15 protein-coding genes and 4 tRNA genes are annotated in these 18,957 nt (G+C 22.6%); 12 read left to right on the top strand and 7 right to left on the bottom strand.

Features of this window, described 5'->3' with window-relative positions:
- The first annotated feature begins 782 nt into the window (after positions 1-782).
- Entirely contained in the window at positions 783-2,129 is a 1,347-nt protein-coding gene (der, locus tag D9V79_RS01930) for a ribosome biogenesis GTPase Der (protein WP_158352147.1), read from the top strand.
- A 34-nt stretch (positions 2,130-2,163) separates the two neighbouring features.
- Here der and fdx read toward each other — a convergent pair whose 3' ends face one another.
- The 4 genes from fdx to D9V79_RS01910 all read right to left on the bottom strand — a co-directional run bounded on the left by fdx (position 2,164) and on the right by D9V79_RS01910 (position 4,813).
- Complete coding sequence (gene fdx / locus D9V79_RS01925) at positions 2,164-2,481, bottom strand: ISC system 2Fe-2S type ferredoxin (RefSeq protein WP_158352145.1); 318 nt, start codon at positions 2,479-2,481, stop codon at positions 2,164-2,166.
- A gap of 83 nt (positions 2,482-2,564) precedes the next feature.
- Positions 2,565-3,050: a Fe-S protein assembly co-chaperone HscB gene (hscB, locus tag D9V79_RS01920; RefSeq protein ID WP_158352143.1), complete on the bottom strand. Its 486-nt coding sequence runs from the start codon at positions 3,048-3,050 to the stop codon at positions 2,565-2,567.
- Between the two features lie 129 nt (positions 3,051-3,179).
- On the bottom strand, positions 3,180-3,563 hold the full coding sequence (gene iscU / locus D9V79_RS01915) for a Fe-S cluster assembly scaffold IscU (protein WP_158352141.1): 384 nt from the start codon (positions 3,561-3,563) through the stop codon (positions 3,180-3,182).
- A gap of 35 nt (positions 3,564-3,598) precedes the next feature.
- Complete coding sequence (locus D9V79_RS01910) at positions 3,599-4,813, bottom strand: IscS subfamily cysteine desulfurase (RefSeq protein WP_158352139.1); 1,215 nt, start codon at positions 4,811-4,813, stop codon at positions 3,599-3,601.
- Between the two features lie 232 nt (positions 4,814-5,045).
- On the opposite strand from D9V79_RS01910, the gene D9V79_RS01905 reads away from it, so the two are divergent.
- From D9V79_RS01905 to D9V79_RS01870, 8 genes are all read left to right on the top strand, one after another.
- Positions 5,046-5,122: transfer RNA gene (locus D9V79_RS01905), tRNA-Trp, on the top strand.
- 178 nt (positions 5,123-5,300) lie between these two features.
- The gene (ilvD, locus tag D9V79_RS01900; protein ID WP_158352137.1) at positions 5,301-7,142 is read left to right on the top strand and encodes a dihydroxy-acid dehydratase; all 1,842 of its coding nucleotides are present in this window, start codon (positions 5,301-5,303) and stop codon (positions 7,140-7,142) included.
- A 101-nt stretch (positions 7,143-7,243) separates the two neighbouring features.
- Positions 7,244-8,719, top strand: coding sequence for a ketol-acid reductoisomerase (gene ilvC / locus D9V79_RS01895; protein ID WP_158352135.1), 1,476 nt, complete (start codon positions 7,244-7,246; stop codon positions 8,717-8,719).
- A 1,489-nt stretch (positions 8,720-10,208) separates the two neighbouring features.
- Positions 10,209-10,547, top strand: a complete 339-nt coding sequence (trxA, locus tag D9V79_RS01890; protein ID WP_261978592.1) for a thioredoxin — start codon at positions 10,209-10,211, stop codon at positions 10,545-10,547.
- A 173-nt stretch (positions 10,548-10,720) separates the two neighbouring features.
- Positions 10,721-11,980, top strand: coding sequence for a transcription termination factor Rho (rho, locus tag D9V79_RS01885; protein WP_158352133.1), 1,260 nt, complete (start codon positions 10,721-10,723; stop codon positions 11,978-11,980).
- 167 nt (positions 11,981-12,147) lie between these two features.
- Positions 12,148-12,221, top strand: a tRNA-Arg gene (locus D9V79_RS01880).
- A 93-nt stretch (positions 12,222-12,314) separates the two neighbouring features.
- Positions 12,315-12,387, top strand: a tRNA-His gene (locus D9V79_RS01875).
- Between the two features lie 104 nt (positions 12,388-12,491).
- Positions 12,492-12,565: transfer RNA gene (locus tag D9V79_RS01870), tRNA-Pro, on the top strand.
- Positions 12,566-12,643: 78 nt separating this feature from the next.
- Here the strand turns inward: D9V79_RS01870 and cyaY are convergent.
- Entirely contained in the window at positions 12,644-12,982 is a 339-nt protein-coding gene (cyaY, locus tag D9V79_RS01865; RefSeq protein WP_261978591.1) for an iron donor protein CyaY, read from the bottom strand.
- 146 nt (positions 12,983-13,128) lie between these two features.
- On the opposite strand from cyaY, the gene dapF reads away from it, so the two are divergent.
- The 3 genes from dapF to epmA all read left to right on the top strand — a co-directional run bounded on the left by dapF (position 13,129) and on the right by epmA (position 16,786).
- On the top strand, positions 13,129-13,956 hold the full coding sequence (dapF, locus tag D9V79_RS01860) for a diaminopimelate epimerase (protein ID WP_158352190.1): 828 nt from the start codon (positions 13,129-13,131) through the stop codon (positions 13,954-13,956).
- Between the two features lie 115 nt (positions 13,957-14,071).
- On the top strand, positions 14,072-15,325 hold the full coding sequence (locus tag D9V79_RS01855; RefSeq protein ID WP_261978590.1) for an MFS transporter: 1,254 nt from the start codon (positions 14,072-14,074) through the stop codon (positions 15,323-15,325).
- 477 nt (positions 15,326-15,802) lie between these two features.
- Positions 15,803-16,786: an elongation factor P--(R)-beta-lysine ligase gene (epmA, locus tag D9V79_RS01850; protein ID WP_158352128.1), complete on the top strand. Its 984-nt coding sequence runs from the start codon at positions 15,803-15,805 to the stop codon at positions 16,784-16,786.
- Positions 16,787-16,804: 18 nt separating this feature from the next.
- Here the strand turns inward: epmA and D9V79_RS01845 are convergent, their stop codons facing one another.
- Both D9V79_RS01845 and hslU read right to left on the bottom strand, forming a co-directional pair.
- On the bottom strand, positions 16,805-17,551 hold the full coding sequence (locus D9V79_RS01845; protein WP_158352126.1) for an FAD-binding oxidoreductase: 747 nt from the start codon (positions 17,549-17,551) through the stop codon (positions 16,805-16,807).
- A gap of 73 nt (positions 17,552-17,624) precedes the next feature.
- Positions 17,625-18,953, bottom strand: coding sequence for an ATP-dependent protease ATPase subunit HslU (gene hslU, locus D9V79_RS01840; RefSeq protein WP_158352125.1), 1,329 nt, complete (start codon positions 18,951-18,953; stop codon positions 17,625-17,627).
- Between the last annotated feature and the right edge of the window lie 4 nt (positions 18,954-18,957).

The raw sequence follows: 18,957 nt of genomic DNA, 5'->3' as shown, positions 1-18,957 counted from the left end.
TTTTTTTATGTAATATTTAATATCTATATTTATATATCTAAATTTGGAATTACGTTATCATAATGCATAATGTTTACAGTATTGCAATTATATAATTAATAAAATATGAATATCAATATATAATATATAAACAATATAAAATTTAAAATAAGCATTATAATTTTAAAATATTATTAAATATTATTAATCACTATAAATACATGGATATGATTATTAAAAATTATTATCATTTTGAATATTAGTAATTTTTGACTACAAGTTGTTTTACATATCAGTATTCATTATTATAGCATCATTATATCAGTACTTTTTTATATACGTACCATAAAGATATAAAACTATCATCATTAGAGTTATTTATTATATATCATAAAAACATGTATGATATATTAACTGTTTTAAAATTGAATACAAAATGTATTCAAAAACAAAAATTAAAAAATCGATTTTATGTTTCAATTATGCTTTAAAATTTATTCAAAAAAAATTTACGTGTTATATTACAATTAAAATTAATCAGAATTAAAATGCAACAACAATAATATGTACAATATATAAAATTATTACATAATATTAAGGGTATTATAGAATAAATATATTTGAATATTTAATGATTAATATTTATAATTTTTAATTACATATTATTGAATTAAGTCATTGGACATTTATAACATTATAATTCTTATTGATATTTTATGAAATGATAATTAACACATTGTTTATATTAATTGTGTAATAATATAAATATTAAATATTGTTATATTTTGAGAATATAAAAATTTATGGTTTCTTTCGTTATTGCTCTTATTGGAAAAACAAATGTAGGTAAATCAACTTTATTTAATCAATTAACAAAAACTAATCATGCTTTAGTTAGTAGTCAACCTCATTTAACAAGAGATCGAAAATATGGATATTTACAATTGAAAAAACAAGATATTATGATTATTGATACTGCAGGAATCAATACATTTTATAACATAAAAGAAAATATCAAGAAAAAAACTTTTTATCAAACAATGATTGCTATTAATGAAGCTAATCTAATTTTTTTTATTATAGACATTCATAACAAAATTACTTATGAAGACGAAGAAATGATTAAAATGCTTCGTAAAAAAAATAAAATGATATTCTTATTATTAAATAAAATTGACAAGATTCATAATTATAAATGGAAAATAAATGAATATTATTATTTAGGTATTAAAAATATTATTCCTATTTCCGCAAAAAATAAACAAGGTATTAATACATTATTAAAAAAATATTTAAACTCTTGGATATACACATACGCTACTAATATGCCATCATTAGTATATAAAAAAAAAGAAAAAACAATTAATATATCTATTGTGGGAAAAACTAATGTTGGAAAATCAACATTATTAAATATATTATCTAATCAAAATAGAGTAATAACATGTAATATACCAGGAACAACTCGTGATAGCATTACAATGCCAATATTTTTTCAAGGAAAAAAATATTTATTTGTTGATACTGCAGGAATAAAAAAAACAAGTGCAAAATCAATAAACAATTTATTTAATATGCAAACATTCCAAACCATTATGAAAACACATATTTCATTATTTGTTATTGATGCATTAGAAAATATTTCTCATCAAGATTTAAATATACTAAATATTATTATTAATTCAGGTAATGCGTTGGTAATTTTAATTAATAAATCTGAAAATCTTTCTTTGCAAGATAAAAAAAAAATAAAAGAATATTTATTATTAAAAAATACTTTAATAAAATTTATTCATATTCATTTTATTTCTGCTTTATATAATTATGGTATTAAACAAATATTTAAATTTATTGATGAAGCATATATATATTCAAAAAAAATTATGAAAACTGCACAATTAACAGAAATTATGAAAAATGCTATTCGTCATTATCCTCCAATATTCAATACAAAAAAAAAAATAAAATTTAAATATGCTCATCCTGGAGGATATAATCCTCCTGTTATTGTATTACATGGTAAACATCTTTCTTTAATAACAAATATGTACAAACGTTATTTATTAAATTTTTTTCAAAAATCTTTACAATTGAAAGGTACACCAATTAAAATTGTATTAGTAAAAAATATTAATACATATAAAAAATAAAATCTTACTTTTAGTATGATAAATCATTAATATATTATATAGACGGTATTTTTACTTGAATATTAGATGAAGTATTTATGATTTTTGCTTGACATGCTAATCTACTAAAACAATTTAAACCCCATGCTTTATCCAAAATATCATCTTCTTTTTCAGAAATTGTAGATAATAAATGATATCCTTCTTTTATAATACAATGGCATGTACTGCAAGCACATGATTTTTCACATGCATGTTGCATATTAATATTATTTTTTAAAGCAATATCTAAAATTGTTTCTCCAATATTCATAGTAAATATACCCCCATATGGTAATAATACCTTATGTGGTAAGAAAATAATTTTTGACATAATAGTTAAATTTCCATTAAATATCTCATTAAATTATTTAATGTAATATAATTTAATATATATTTTTGAAATTTAATTTATTTTTATTTATTAATATCTAAATATTTTTGTTGGTAAAATGATAATTGATACAATGTATTTATAGCTAAATGCCATTGTTTTTGATCTAATTCAAACTGTATTTGTAATTGATATTTTTTAATTTCAGAGTCAATAAAAAGTTTGATTTTATTTATTTTATTTTTATTTTTTTTATATTTTTCAATACGTTCAGATAAATTAAATTGTTTTATCAAAAATTTTTGATTATGTTTTGAATGTGTGTTATTTTGTAATGAAAATCCGTATAATGAAAGTAAATATTCATATCTAAGCAATGGATTTTTTAAAATTTTATACGCTTGATTAATTATAATTGATTTCTTAAGCATATCTTTTTGTTTTTGTTGAGACAAATGTATAACACGATCAGGATGATATTTATGTTGTAATTGATAAAAACGATTAGTTAATAATTTATAGTCAATTTGTGATCTTTTTTTAATTTTAAATAATTTAAAATAATCCATAAATAAATACTCAAAATAGAATAATATAATTTGATTAATCTAGGATATTATTATTAAAATACATTCAAATAAAAGATGCACATTGAATGTATTTATAATTATTTAAAGTTTTATAATTTTATTTTAAAATTATTGATTTTTTTTTTTATAATCAGCAATAGCATCTTTTATGGCATCTTCAGCTAAAATAGAACAATGAATTTTTACCGGCGGTAAATTTAATGCTTTTGCAATATTGGTATTTCGAATAGTTTCTGCTTCTTGTAATGATTTTCCTTTAATCCATTCAGTAATTAGTGAACTGGAAGCAATAGCAGAACCACACCCATAGGTTTTAAAACATGCATCTTCTATAATACCTTGATTATTTACTTTAATTTGTAATTTCATAACATCGCCACATGCAGGTGATCCTACTAAAGCATTTCCAATATTATTAGAATGAGGATTCTTAAATGATCCTACATTTCTAGGATTTTCATAATGATCAATAACTTTTTTACTATATGCCATAATTTATGTTACCTAATAAAATATTATTAAACATCTTAATTATATTTCCATTGTACTTTATTTAAATCTACACCAGATTGAAACATTTCCCATAATGGTGATAATTGTCGTAATTTTATAATAGCTTTATGAATTGCATGAATTGTATAATTAATTTCTTTTTTTGTAGTGAATCGCCCAATCGAAAATCGTATTGAACTATGTGCTAATTCATCTTTTAAACCTAATGCACGGAGTACGTATGATGGTTCTAAACTAGAAGAAGTACATGCTGATCCAGATGCTACAGCTAAATTTTTTAAAGCCATAATTAATGATTCGCCTTCAATATAATTAAAACTTACATTGAGAATATGAGGAGTACTATTTTTTAAATTAGTATTTAAATATATTTCTTGAATTTTACAAATTCCTTTCCACAAATAATTTCTTAGTTGAAATAAATAAGATGATTCATGTAATATATTTTTTTGTGCTATATAACATGCAGTGCCCATACCAACAATTTGATGTACTGGTAACGTTCCAGATCTCATACCTCTTTCATGACCTCCGCCATGAATTTGTGCAGATAAACGTATTCTAGGTTTACGTTTGATATATAAAACACCAATTCCTTTAGGACCATAAATTTTATGAGCTGAAAACGACATTAAATCGATGTTAATTGTTTTTAAATCTAAGGGTAATTTACCAATAGCTTGTGTTGCATCTACGTGAAATAAAATATTATTTTTCTTACAAATATGTGATATTTGATAAATATCTTGTATAGTACCTGTTTCATTATTTGCATACATGATAGATATTAATATTGTATTTTTATTAATATTTTTTTTAATTTCATTTAAACTAATGATGCCATTCGATTTCGGATTAATGTAAGTAACTTGGTATTTTTTTTGTTCAAGATATCTACATGTATCTAAAACCGATTTATGTTCTACACTACTTGTGATAATATGTTGTCCTTTTTTTTTATAAAAATCACAACATCCTTTTATAGCTAGATTATTGGATTCTGTGGCTCCAGAAGTAAATATAATTTCTCTGGGGTCAACATTAATTAATGCAGCAATTTTTTCTCTTGCAATATCTACTGATTCTTCTGCTAACCATCCAAATTGATGTGATCTGGATGCAGTATTACCAAATATTCCATCTATTGTTAAATATTGAATCATATCTTGTAGTACATTTTTATCTACAGGAGTTGTAGCAGCATAGTCTAAATAAATAGGAAATTTCATAAATGTTATTCCTTTACAATAAAAGTTATAAATCAAATTTTTCTTTTAATATTGTTATTCATTATTGATTATAGTATATTTATTGTGAATAATATGTGAAATTAAATTAGCGTAATGTAAACGTTAAAAAATATTTTCTTATTTACATTATTTTTTTTTATAATATAATAAGCTTAATTTGCAAGTAGACTAAATATATGTTATATATTATACTATACGAGTATAATAATGTAGGGATGTAACTCAATTTGGTAGAGTATTGGTCTCCAAAACCGAAAGTTGGGGGTTCAAATCCCTCCATCCCTGCCAAAAAAAAATAAAAAATAAAATATTCTAAAATATATGTTATATGTGAATTTTATAATAGTAAAAATATTTTGTATTATATAAATTTAATATTTTTCATTATTATACTAATATTAAAATAATTATAAATATTTAAAAATGTATTTTATTGTATTCTTTATATTATAGAGAAAATAATTTTATGCCTATATATCGTTCTAAAACTAGTACTAGCGGAAGAAATATGGCAGGAGCTAGAGCTTTATGGCGAGCTACAGGGATGAATGATTCAGATTTTAAAAAACCCATTATTGCAGTTGTAAATTCTTTTTCTCAATTTGTCCCAGGACATATTCATTTACAAGAAATAGGCAAACTTATTGTAGATGAAATTAATATTTCTGGAGGGGTAGCAAAAGAATTCAATACTATTGCTATTGATGATGGAATTGCTATGGGTCATAATGGCATGTTATATTCTTTACCATCTCGAGAACTAATAGCAGATTCTATTGAATATATGATTAATGCACATTGTGTAGACTCTATGATATGTATTTCAAATTGTGATAAAATTACACCAGGCATGTTAATGGCATCTTTAAGATTAAATATACCATCGGTTTTTGTATCAGGTGGACCTATGGAAGCAGGTAAAATTGATAATCGATTATACAAAATTAATCTCGTTGATGCAATTATTGATAGTGCTAATTCTAAAATAGATGATACTGTAATTGATCAAGTTGAACGTTTTGCATGTCCTACGTGTGGTTCATGTTCAGGCATGTTTACAGCTAATTCTATGAATTGTTTAATAGAAGCTATGGGTTTATCATTACCTGGTAATGGTACTTTATTAGCTACTCATGTTGATAGAAAAAAATTATTTTTACAATCTGCACAAACAATAGTCAATTTAACAAAACGATATTATCAAGGTAATGATATTTCTACTTTACCTCGAAAAATTGCAAATAAATATTCTTTTTATAATGCTATGAAATTAGATATTGCTATGGGTGGATCAACAAATACTATTTTACACCTTTTAGCTGCTGCTCAAGAAGGAAAAATCAATTTTAAAATGCATCATATTGATAAACTATCTAAAATGACTCCTCATTTATGTAAAGTTGCTCCTAGCACTCAAAAATATCATATAGAAGATGTACATCGTGCAGGTGGTGTTATGGGTATATTAGGAGAATTAAATAGAATTAATTTAATAGATACTCAAGTAAAAAATGTTCTTGGTATTTCTTTAAAAAAAATGTTACATGAATATGATATTACAACTACTCAAAATAAAAACATTATTAAAATGTTTCGTTCCGGACCATTAGGTGTACGTACTGTAAAACCATATTCACAATCTTTCCGATGGCCTACAGTCGATCAAGATAGAAAGAAAGGTTGTATAAGATCTTCACAATTTGCTTTTAATCAAGATGGTGGTTTAGCTGTTTTATATGGTAATTTAGCAAAACATGGATGTATTATTAAAACTGCCAGTTTAAAAAAAAATCAATTTATTTTTCAAGGACCTGCAAAAGTTTATGAAAGTCAAGAATCGTCAGTAAAAGCAATATTAAATAATAAGATTAATAAAGGTGATGTAATTGTTATTAGATATGAAGGTCCTAAAGGTGGTCCTGGTATGCAGGAGATGTTATACCCTACCACTTATTTAAAATCTGTAGGTATTGATAAAGAATGTGCTTTAATCACTGATGGACGATTTTCTGGAGGTACATCAGGATTATCTATTGGACATATTTCACCTGAAGCTGCTAGTAAAGGTATTATTGCGTTAGTTAAAAATCATGATATTATATATATTAATATTCACGAAAGAACAATTCATCTTGATATATCTGAACAAGAATTAAATTTCAGAATTCAAGAAGAAAAATGTTATTTTCAAAATGCTTATAAACCTAAAAATAGATATCGATCTATTTCATTTGCATTGAAAATGTACGGATTTTTTGCAACTAGCGCAGACAAAGGAGCAATACGTAATTGTAAAAAAATTAGTTAATTTGAATATATAAAACAAAATCTATTATTTGTTATTATCAATTATTAAAAATAAATTTTTTATATTGTAATGTTAAATATATGTTACAAAAGGAATAATATATGCAAAACTATTTTAATACGCTTAATTTTCGTGAAAAAATTACGCAATTAAAAAAATGTCATTTAATTCATAAAAATGAATTTAACAATAATATTCGTATATTAAAAAATAAAAATATAGTTATTATTGGTTGTGGTTCACAAGGTTTAAATCAAGGTTTAAATATGAGAGATTCAGGACTGAACATTTCTTATGCTTTAAGAGAAGACAGTATTAAAAACAAAAATCAGTCATGGTTGAATGCTACAAATAATAATTTTCAAATAGGAACTTATAATGATTTAATTCCAACAGCTGATTTAATAATTAATCTTACTCCGGATAAACAACATAGTCATGTTATTAATAATATACAACATTTAATAAAACCCAATGCTACTTTAGGTTATTCGCATGGATTTAATATTGTTGAAACAGGACAAAACATTCGACCAGATATTACAGTTATTATGGTAGCTCCAAAATGTCCCGGTACTGAGGTTCGTGAAGAATATAAAAGAGGATTTGGAGTTCCTACTTTAATTGCTGTACATGATAAAAATGATCCTTTAAAACAAGGTTTAGACATTGCGAAATCGTGGGCTTATTCTATCGGTAGTCATCATGCAGGAGTATTAAAATCATCGTTTATTGCTGAAGTAAAATCTGATTTAATGGGAGAACAAACAATATTATGTGGTTTCTTACAAACCAGTTCATTAGTACTATATGAATATTTAATTTCTTTAGGTCATAATATTAATTATGTAACTAAATTATTGCAGTGTGGTTGGGAAGTTATTACTGAATCTTTAAAACATGGTGGTATTACATTAATGTTAGATCGTTTATCCAATACATCTAAAATAAGAGCTTGTCAATTATCTGAGAGATTAAAAAACATTTTTACCCCATTGTTTAAAAAACATATGGATGATATTATTTCTGGTCAATTTTCTTATAATATGATTAATGATTGGAAAAATAATGATGCAAATTTGTTGATGTGGCGTAGTCAAGTAAAAAATATGCCATTCGAACTAGCTCCTATATCTAATTTAGAAATTTTAGAAGAAGATTATTTTCGTCATGGAACATTAATGGTTGCTATATTAAAAGCTGGGATAGAATTATCGTTTGAAATTATGGTACAGACTGGAATAAAAAAAGAATCTGCTTATTATGAATCATTACATGAATTACCTTTAATTGCTAATACTATTGCTAAAAAACGTTTGTATGAAATGAATGTAGTGATATCGGATACAGCAGAATATGGAAGTTATTTATTTACAAATCAAGCAATAAAAATTTTTAATACTTTTCTTCCTTACTTACAAAAAGGAGATATTGGTTGTTATAATGAATTAAATGAGAAAATTGATAATATTACTTTATATAAATTAAATGAACGTATTAGAAATCATCCAATTGAAAAAATTGGTCTAAAATTAAGAAGTTATATGGTGAATATGAAACAAATTTCAAATTTTTAATACATTTATATTTTTATTACTTAAAATAATTTCTAAATAAATTTATTTTAAATATTCATTATTTTTATGTATTTAAATAAAATTATTATGTTTAATTAATATTATGTATGAAAATTTATTATATATACATAATAATTTTATCAATATAATAATAAATATTTTTATTTTTATTTTTTATAAAATGTTATACAATGATCATATTTTAAATTTATTATATATTTAAAAATATTTTGAATAATGTATATTCATATGTATATTAATGACTTGATGTAATCAATAATAATTGATACGTATATATTAATATATCATATTTATTAAATTATTTAATTAAAATTCTTATTATTTTTACAATATAATACAATTAACTAAATTATTTATTATGTATGAATACAACACACTGAAAATATTTTTATTATTGATGAATAAAAATTTAATTCCAAAATGATATTCGAAATTATAAAGATATTGTATTATTATGATATATAGTATTCATATTATAAAATATAATTTCTTATATATAAAATTTATATTAATTTATTTAAAATCATAAATGAAATAAATATATGAATTATTTTTTACTATTCATATATGAATAATTTTATTATTATACAATTTTATCATCCAATCAATTTAAAAATTATTTTAATAAATATAATTAATTATAATATAGTTTAATTTAATATAATTTTTATAATAAATTATAATATTTAAATTTCAAAATATTATATGGTTTATATAAATATTCTTATATAATACATGAAAATCATTATATTTTTTATTATTCATTTATAATATAAGAATTAAAATTTTATTATATATTTTATAATATTATTTATTATATTTATTATTTATGTATAATAAAATTTAAATTTTAAAATATGTATTTTTATATAATTGATATATTTTAAAATAATTATTAAATATTTATTACATTGAAAATATTTGGTAATTAAATAAATGAAATAATACAATTTATTTCATCATATTTTTGTTAATAATATAAATATTTTTTAATATTAATTTTTATATACATTAATATGATATCGACATTATTGAAAATTTATAGATGATATTATTAATTAATTTGTATGTTAATAACATTGAAAAGAAATTATTAATATAATAGAATTGAATATAGTTTAATTTTTTACTTATGTTTAATATTTTTATTATAATTATTTATTTTATATTTATTCTGGTTGAATGTTGATTGATTAATTATTAAAATATTTATAATATATAATAAAATATTGATTAAAATTTATTTATATAAAATATAATATAAAAATAAATTAAATTGAATTTATATTTATTATCATAAATATTAAAAATAAAAATTTTAACAATAAAATACACATTTGTTATAGAATAAAAACAATTTTATTTTATAAAGATGTTTTATTTTATAATATTATTCATGAATGTTTGAGTTTTAATATCACTCAATTCATTTCATTATGGATAAATACATTTCATTTAAGGAATATATATGATAGACAATCATATTATTAATTTAACAGATACAAATTTTGAAACAATTGTATTAAATAATAATAAACCTGTTCTTGTTGACTTTTGGGCTGAATGGTGTGGACCATGTCAGATGTTTGCTCCTATTTTACAAGAAATTTCTCAACAATATAAAGAAACTTTAATTGTCTCAAAAATTAATATTGATATTTTCCCCAACATAGCATCACAATATTCTGTACAAAGTATACCTACTTTATTATTGTTCAAAAAGAAAAAAGTTGTTTATACGCATGTAGGTATGTCTTCCAAAATGGAAGTAATAAAAAATATAAATAAATATTTAAATATAAAATAATATTATTGAAATATTTCAATGTTAAAAATTATTCACATTTATCAGACATATTATAATATATTTTATTTTTAAAAATCATTTTTTATTTTCATAAATAATATTTGTTATTTTATTAATAATGTTATTTCAAAATATATTTCAAATGTATCTTCATTTATTAAGAATTGATAATTATGAATCTTACTGCATTAAAAAATATGCCTGTTTCTGATTTATTGTTACTGGGAAATAATATAGAATTAAAAAATTTAGCTAGAATGCGTAAACAAGATATTATATTCAATATTTTAAAAAAACATGCAAGAATTGGAGAAGACATATTTGGAGATGGAGTACTAGAAATTTTAAAAGATGGATTTGGTTTTTTACGTTCATCAGATAGTTCTTATTTATCTGGTCCTGATGACATTTATGTTTCTCCAAGTCAAATTCGTAAATTTAATTTACGAACAGGAGATAGTGTTTCAGGTGAAATTAGGCCTCCAAAAAAAGGAGAAAGATATTTTTCTTTATTAAAAATTAATCAAGTAAATTATGATCATCCTAAAAATGCAAAACGTAAAATTTTGTTTGAAAATCTCACACCTTTACACGCAAATTCAAGATTACGTATGGAAAAAGGAAATGGATGCACCAATGATTTAACATCTCGTATTTTAGATTTGTCTTCACCTATTGGAAAAGGTCAACGAGGTTTGATTGTTGCTCCTCCTAAAGCAGGAAAAACAATTTTATTACAAAATATTGCACAAAGTATTGTTTGTAATTATCCAAATTGTGTACTCATGGTACTTTTAATTGATGAAAGACCTGAAGAAGTAACTGAAATGCAAAGATTAGTAAAAGGTGAAGTAGTAGCATCGACTTTTGACGAACCTTCTTCAAGACATATACAAGTATCTGAGATGGTCATAGAAAAAGCAAAACGATTAGTTGAACATAAGAAAGATGTTATTATTTTGTTAGATTCTATTACTCGATTAGCTCGTGCATATAACACTATCATTCCTTCTTCTGGAAAGGTATTAACTGGAGGAATTGATTCTAATGCTTTACATAGACCAAAACGTTTTTTTGGAGCTGCTCGAAATGTAGAAGAAGGAGGGAGTTTAACAATTATTGCGACTGCATTAATTGATACTGGATCAAAAATGGATGAAGTTATTTATGAAGAATTTAAAGGTACAGGTAATATGGAATTATTACTTTCAAGAAAAATTTCAGAAAAACGTGTATTTCCAGCTATTGATTATAATCGTTCTGGAACAAGAAAAGAAGAATTATTAACATCATCAAATGAATTACAAAAAATGTGGATTTTACGTAAAATTATGCATCCTATGAACGAAATTGATGCTATAGAATTTTTAATTAATAAATTGTCTATGACTAAAACTAATTATGAATTTTTTAATATGATGAAAAGATCTTAATATTAATGTTAAAATTATATATCAATGTTATTTTTATATCTAAACTATACAATATAATATATAAATTTAATAATTATATTAATATTGTTTATTTCAATGATATTATAATAGTATGTTATAAAAAAAATAGTAGACAATATTAATAAAATATTTTATTATTACAATAAGCGCTCGTAGCTCAGTTGGATAGAGCGCTACCCTCCGAAGGTAGATGTCTCAGGTTCGAATCCTGCCGAGCGCAATAATAAAATTATTTTATTTTGTTATTTTGTATTCATTTATTGTTTATATGATCACATAGAAAATTTGTTTTTGATTAATTATTTATTTTTTGGTGACTATAACTCAGATGGTAGAGTTCTGGATTGTGATTCCAGATGTCATGGGTTCGATCCCCATTAGTCACCCATATAATATAATGTAGTAATTTATAAATTTTTTATTTTATGTCTGGATATATCATAATATATATATTTTATTATACTTCTTTGTAACATTGTATTTTTCAATTCGGCGAATAGCGCAGTTTGGTAGCGCAACTGGTTTGGGACCAGTAGGTCAGAGGTTCAAATCCTCTTTCGCCGAATAGAAAAACTATAAATTATTCATGTAAATCGAATTAATATAAAATGAAGAATTATATACTTTTATATAATATTATAATTATTTTTTTAAATAAAATTGAGAAAAGTTAGCTTGTTTTTCACCAAATATATGAAATGATTCTTCCAATATGTTCCAAAAATTACGTTGACTTCGGTTACAGATCCAATTTTTATTTTTATATTTGAAATGATATCCATGATCATTTGTAGCTAACCAAATTTGTTGTAGTATTTCTTGTTTACTAATAATAATTTTTTTATTTTTTTTAAATGTTATAGTTAATATTTGGTAATTAATTTCATAGTCTATATCATTGGTATTATCAAAAGTATCTAAATATTTTTCAATAGTAAAAAGAATTTTATTAAATAAATTATAAAATATAAGATTTTTCATATACATAATAATATTTTTTTATTTATTAAAAATTATATTGTATTTTATTGTTTATACATTTTATTTTTTAATAATTATAGTAAAATAAAATATAATTTAAATTTATTATATATAATTATATTATGTCAAATAATAATAAAAAAAAAATATTTTTTTCAAAAATGCATGGTTTAGGCAATGATTTTGTAATTATTAATAAAATCAATCAAAATTTTTATTTTTCTAAAAATACTATTTATAAACTTGCAAATAGACATACAGGCATAGGATTTGATCAATTATTAATAATTGAAAAACCTAAAAATGTGAAATACGATTTTTATTATCGTATTTTTAACTCTAATGGTTTAGAAGTAAATCAATGTGGTAATGGAGCGAGATGTTTTGCTTATTTTGTATATTTTAAAAAAATCACTTCTAAGAAAAAAATTATTCTTCAAACAAAAACTAACATTTTATATATTACTATACATAATGAAAATAATATTGAAGTCAATATGGGAAAACCAAGTTTTTATCCTCATCAAATTCCTATATTATTTCCAAATATATTGAAAAAATATAGTATTAAAATCAATAATACAATTATAAAATTTGGAGCAATATATATTGGTAATCCTCATTGTGTAATTATAGTTAATGACATAAATACATATCCTGTACATACCATGGGTAGATTGTTAAGTAAACATTATTTATTTCCTGATCACATAAATGTTAATTTTATACAAATTATTAATTCAAATCATATTTTTTTACGTGTATATGAGCGAGGGGTAGGTGAAACACAGGCTTGTGGTAGTGGTGCTTGCGCATCTGTAGTTATTGGAATTATGTGGAAATTACTTGATTCAGAAGTACAAGTTACTTTACCGGGAGGTAATTTAAAAATTTTATGGACTGGGTCATTACAAGATTATATTTATATGATCGGACCTGCTAAACATGTATATGATGGTCAAATATATGTATAAAAATAATTATTTTATATATTTTATTGTATATTTATTTGAAAAAAATATTTAATCGATGTAATATAGTTTTATTGAAATATTTTAATAATATCTGTCATATCAAGGAGAAATTTTGTTGTATTTTAAAAAGAATATTAGAAAAAAATATACAGATAACTCTGTATCTACGAATATACAATATGACGATGATCAATATATTGTAAAAAAGACAAATAAATTTCATAAAGTACTTTTTTCTTTATTTTGCGCTGGATTATCTACATTTTCTATTCTATATTGTGTACAACCAATATTACCAATTTTTTCTATTGAATTTCATTTAACACCATATGAAAGTAGTTTGTCTTTATCATCATCTACAGCAACAATGGCATTAGGTATGTTATTTACAGGGTCATTATCCGATTCTATCGGTAGAAAAATAATTATGAGTAGTTCTTTATTTTTAGCTACATTATTTACTATTTTATGTGCTTTAATGGATACCTGGAACGAAATTATTATTATGCGAATGTTAACTGGTTTTGCTTTAAGTGGAGTAGCTGCAGTTGCTATGACATATTTAAGTGAAGAAATACATCCTAAATTTTTACCATTTGCAATTGGATTATATATTAGTGGAAATACCTTAGGGGGATTTTCAGGACGTTTGTTAAGTAGTATTTTAATAAATTATTGTACTTGGAAAATGTCTTTATTTATTATAGGTATTATATCTTTGACCGCATCTATTATATTTTTAAAATTATTGCCTGAATCTAAAAATTTTTGTGGTATTAGTTTCAGTCCAAAAAAGATATTATATAATCTTATTTTACAATGTAGTGATAAAATATTGTTTTCTCTTTTTATCGTAGGTTTTGTTTTAATGGGAAGTTTCGTAACACTGTTTAATTATGTTGGTTATCGATTAATGATTAAACCATTTTTTTTAAATCAAATTGTTATAGGATTTTTATCTATAGTTTATTTAACTGGAATTTATAGTTCTTTAAAAGCAAGTATATTAATTAAAAGATTTGGCCGAAGAAATGTATTAATATATTCATTAATGACTATGATATTAGGTTTATTAATAACTCAATTAAATATTTTAATTGTTATCATTTTTGGATTAATGTTATTTTCTAGTGGATTTTTTGCATCTCATTCTATTGCAAGTAGTTGGATTGGGTATCGTGCCAAAGTAGCTCGAGGTCAAGCATCATCTTTATATTTATGTTGTTATTATTTAGGTTCAAGTATTTTAGGAACATTGAGTGGAGTATTTTGGTCTTTTGGTCATTGGATTGGTATTTCTATATTTGTCATTGTCATATTACTTATTGCAATTAAAATAGTTTATAGAATCAATATTAAAGATGAATAGTATTATTTGATATTTTGAAAATTAGGATATAAATGACAATATAAATATTATAAAATGATTTATAGTTATAAAATTATTTTATATAGTTTAAAATAAAATATAACTTTTTTATTTATTGATATATAGGTATTCAAAATATGTATTTAAAATTATTTCGTTGAAATATTTTATATATTTAAAATATTGAATAATGATTAATATTTTTAGTTTAAGATTACAAGTTTTTTAAATATACTGATAATATATAAAATGTTTAAAATATTTTTCATATCCAAGATTGCGTATGGTATCAAAATATATTATTTAATATGTAAACGATAAGTTTAACTATAAATTATTTTCTAATAATTATAAATATATTAATATGACATTAAATGTAAAAATATTTTTATATGTTTATATACAAAAATTTTGATATTTATTAATTATTTTTAATAAAATACTTATTAAATTTAATAATAAAAATTTTTAGTTTATATGAACAAAAATAATGATACATTTGATAATAAAAATAAAAATTTGCATTATAGAGCTTATATTATATCTAAAATTCGTCATTTTTTTAAAAAAAAACATGTTTTAGAAGTAGAAACTCCAATGTTAACAAAATTTACAGTAACAGATATAAATTTATTTCCTTTTAAAGTGTTTTCAGAAAAATTATATAATATTTATGATCATCAAAATATTATGTGGTTAATTACTAGTCCAGAATATCATATGAAACGATTATTATCTAATGGTATAGGATCGATATATCAAATTTGCCATTGTTTTCGAAGTCAAGAAATTGGAAATTATCATAATCCTGAATTTACGATGTTGGAATGGTATCAAATAAATTATGATATGTTTGATATGATTAATGAAGTAGAATGTTTTTTAAAACACATTATTAGTGTAAAAAGTGTATATAAAATTTCTTATCAAGATATTTTTATGAAAAGTTTTTTTATTGATCCACTGAATACTAATATTGTTGAATTAAATACTATATTGATATATTTAAAACATAAACATTTAATTAATTCTAGAAATACTGTACAAAATATATTAGAATTAATATTTACTATTGGTATAGAACCAAAAATTAGTCAATATATTATGCCTGTTATTATATATCATTATCCTATTGAACAGGCTTTACTTTCTAGAGGTAATGTGATAGACTATCGGATTTCAGATAGATTTGAGATTTTTTTTCAAGGTATAGAGTTAGGTAATGGATTTTGTGAATTGATTGATCACAATGAACAAAATAAAAGATTTTTACAAGAAAATTTAAATCGAGTTAGTTTGAATCTTGCAAAACGATCAATAGATTTTCGTTTTTTACAATCATTATCATTAAATATGCCTGAATGTTCAGGTGTATCAATTGGATTAGACCGGTTAATGATGATTATTTTAAAAACGAACAATATTAATGATGTGTTATCTTTTTCTTTTGACAATTGTTAAATATCATATTATTGATCATTACCAATAATGTTCTACACTAATATGTCCAGGTTTACGACGTAAATGTTTTTTTAACGATCGAAAATTTATTAAATATTGTTGTGTTTCTTTAACCATATTTGGATTTCCACATAACATAATATGAGATGTTTGAGGATTTATAGTATAACCTATTTTTTTTTCTAAGGTTTGTGAATGTAATAGTTGAGGTATTCTTCCTGTTAATGAATTTTGATTATTATATTCACGACTTATAATTGTTGTAAATATTAAATGGTTGAGGTATTTTTTTATTTTTTTTATTAGCGATGAATATATTAGATCTTTCTTATATTTTACAGCATGGACTAAAATAATTTTTTTAAATCTATTTAATTTTGATCCATTTTGTAATATAGAACAAAATGGACCTATTGCAGTACCAGTAGCAAACATCCATAATATTTCGCAATCTGGAATTTCTTGTATTGTAAAAAACCCATTGGGATTTTTATCAATTAAAATTTTTTTATGATTTAATAAATTATATAGTTGATGACTCATTATTCCATGTTGTATAAGTGTAACACAAAATTCTAAATTTTTATTTTTATAAGAGTTTACAAAAGAATATGCTCTTTGGATGTATTTTTGTTTATAGGTTGTTGCTATTTTGGTAAATTGACCTGATAGAAATGGCGTTATGGGAGCGTGTAAAAATAGTTTAAATAAATTTGGTGTCCATTTCTGTACTCTTATTACTGTTGCATTGATCCATTTTGTCATACTATAAAATATCCTATAAAATTATTAATTGGTATATAGATATATACATATAATTAGTATATTTATAATTTTATTATAATATGAATCGACTTAAATCTTCATTAATTATTAATTTATCTAAATGTTGACCAACATATTGAGCATCAATAATAATAGTATTATCTTTCATTTTATCTGCGTTAAAGGAAATATCTTCCATTAAACGTTCTAAGACTGTATATAGTCTTCTTGCTCCAATATTTTCCATAGATTCGTTGACTTTCCATGATGCTTCTGCTATTTTCCGTATTCCATCTTTAGTAAATTTAACTATTACACCTTCTGTTTTCATTAATTCGATATATTGCATAGTAATTGAGACTTTGGGTTCAGTTAGAATCTTTTCAAAATCATCTATAGTTAGTGCATGTAATTCAACACGTATAGGTAATCTACCTTGTAATTCAGGAATAAGATCTGAAGGGGTTGAAATTTGAAAAGCTCCAGAAGTAATAAATAAAATATGATCTGTTTTGACCATACCATGTTTAGTGGATACACTACAACCTTCGATTAAAGGTAGTAAATCACGTTGAACACCTTCTCTTGATATATCGAGACCAGAAGTACCTCTTTTTTTACAAATTTTATCTAATTCATCAATAAATACTATTCCATTTTGTTCAACAGCATGTATTGCTTCTTTTTTTAATTCTTCTGGGTTTAATAATTTTAAAGATTCTTCATTTGATAATAATTTTATTGCATCTTTAATTTTTAATTTTTTAGTAGTATGTTTATGATTGTTAACATTTTGAAATAAAAGTTGTAGTTGATTAGTTAATTCTTCCATACCTGGAGGAGCCATAATTTCTACTCCTACAGTATTATTCGTAATGTTGATTTCAATTTCTTTATTATCCAACTTTCCTTGTTGTAATTGTTTTCTAAAAATTTCGATTGTTTCTGTTGGGTATGCAGATTGATCTGATTTACTCCAATTTTTTATTGTTGGAACAAGTATACTTAATATTTTTTCTTCTGCTTTTTTTCTTGCTTGGATTTTATTATTTTTAATTTTTTGTACTCGTACTATTTTAATTGCAATATCAGTTAAATCTCGAATAATTGAGTCTACTTCTTTACCAACATATCCTACTTCAGTAAATTTAGTAGCTTCTACTTTAATAAAAGGAGCATTAGCTAATTTTGCTAATCGTCTTGCTATTTCTGTTTTCCCAACTCCTGTGGGTCCAATCATTAATATATTTTTAGGTGTAATTTCATTTCTTAATTCAGGATTTAATTGCATTCTTCTCCATCGATTTCTTAATGCTATTGCAACAGCGCGTTTTGCTTTGTTTTGACCGACGATAAATTTGTTTAATTTTATTATAATTTTATTAGGAGTCATTTTGGACATGTAC

The organism is Buchnera aphidicola (Stegophylla sp.) (genome assembly GCF_005080785.1).
GTDB classification, from domain to species: domain Bacteria; phylum Pseudomonadota; class Gammaproteobacteria; order Enterobacterales; family Enterobacteriaceae; genus Buchnera_L; species Buchnera_L aphidicola_AQ.
The sequence above is the reverse complement of the archived record's forward strand: the minus strand, read 5'-3'. Positions and strand labels throughout refer to the sequence as shown.

Coding starts and splice junctions, on each gene's coding strand:
- fdx (WP_158352145.1), bottom strand. CDS start 2,481: ATGTCAAAAATTATTTTCTTACCACATAAGGTATTATTACCATATGGG.
- D9V79_RS01845 (WP_158352126.1), bottom strand. CDS start 17,551: ATGACAAAATGGATCAATGCAACAGTAATAAGAGTACAGAAATGGACA.
- D9V79_RS01910 (WP_158352139.1), bottom strand. CDS start 4,813: ATGAAATTTCCTATTTATTTAGACTATGCTGCTACAACTCCTGTAGAT.
- hslU (WP_158352125.1), bottom strand. CDS start 18,953: ATGTCCAAAATGACTCCTAATAAAATTATAATAAAATTAAACAAATTT.
- epmA (WP_158352128.1), top strand. CDS start 15,803: ATGAACAAAAATAATGATACATTTGATAATAAAAATAAAAATTTGCAT.
- ilvD (WP_158352137.1), top strand. CDS start 5,301: ATGCCTATATATCGTTCTAAAACTAGTACTAGCGGAAGAAATATGGCA.
- trxA (WP_261978592.1), top strand. CDS start 10,209: ATGATAGACAATCATATTATTAATTTAACAGATACAAATTTTGAAACA.
- cyaY (WP_261978591.1), bottom strand. CDS start 12,982: ATGAAAAATCTTATATTTTATAATTTATTTAATAAAATTCTTTTTACT.
- iscU (WP_158352141.1), bottom strand. CDS start 3,563: ATGGCATATAGTAAAAAAGTTATTGATCATTATGAAAATCCTAGAAAT.
- hscB (WP_158352143.1), bottom strand. CDS start 3,050: ATGGATTATTTTAAATTATTTAAAATTAAAAAAAGATCACAAATTGAC.
- der (WP_158352147.1), top strand. CDS start 783: ATGGTTTCTTTCGTTATTGCTCTTATTGGAAAAACAAATGTAGGTAAA.
- ilvC (WP_158352135.1), top strand. CDS start 7,244: ATGCAAAACTATTTTAATACGCTTAATTTTCGTGAAAAAATTACGCAA.
- rho (WP_158352133.1), top strand. CDS start 10,721: ATGAATCTTACTGCATTAAAAAATATGCCTGTTTCTGATTTATTGTTA.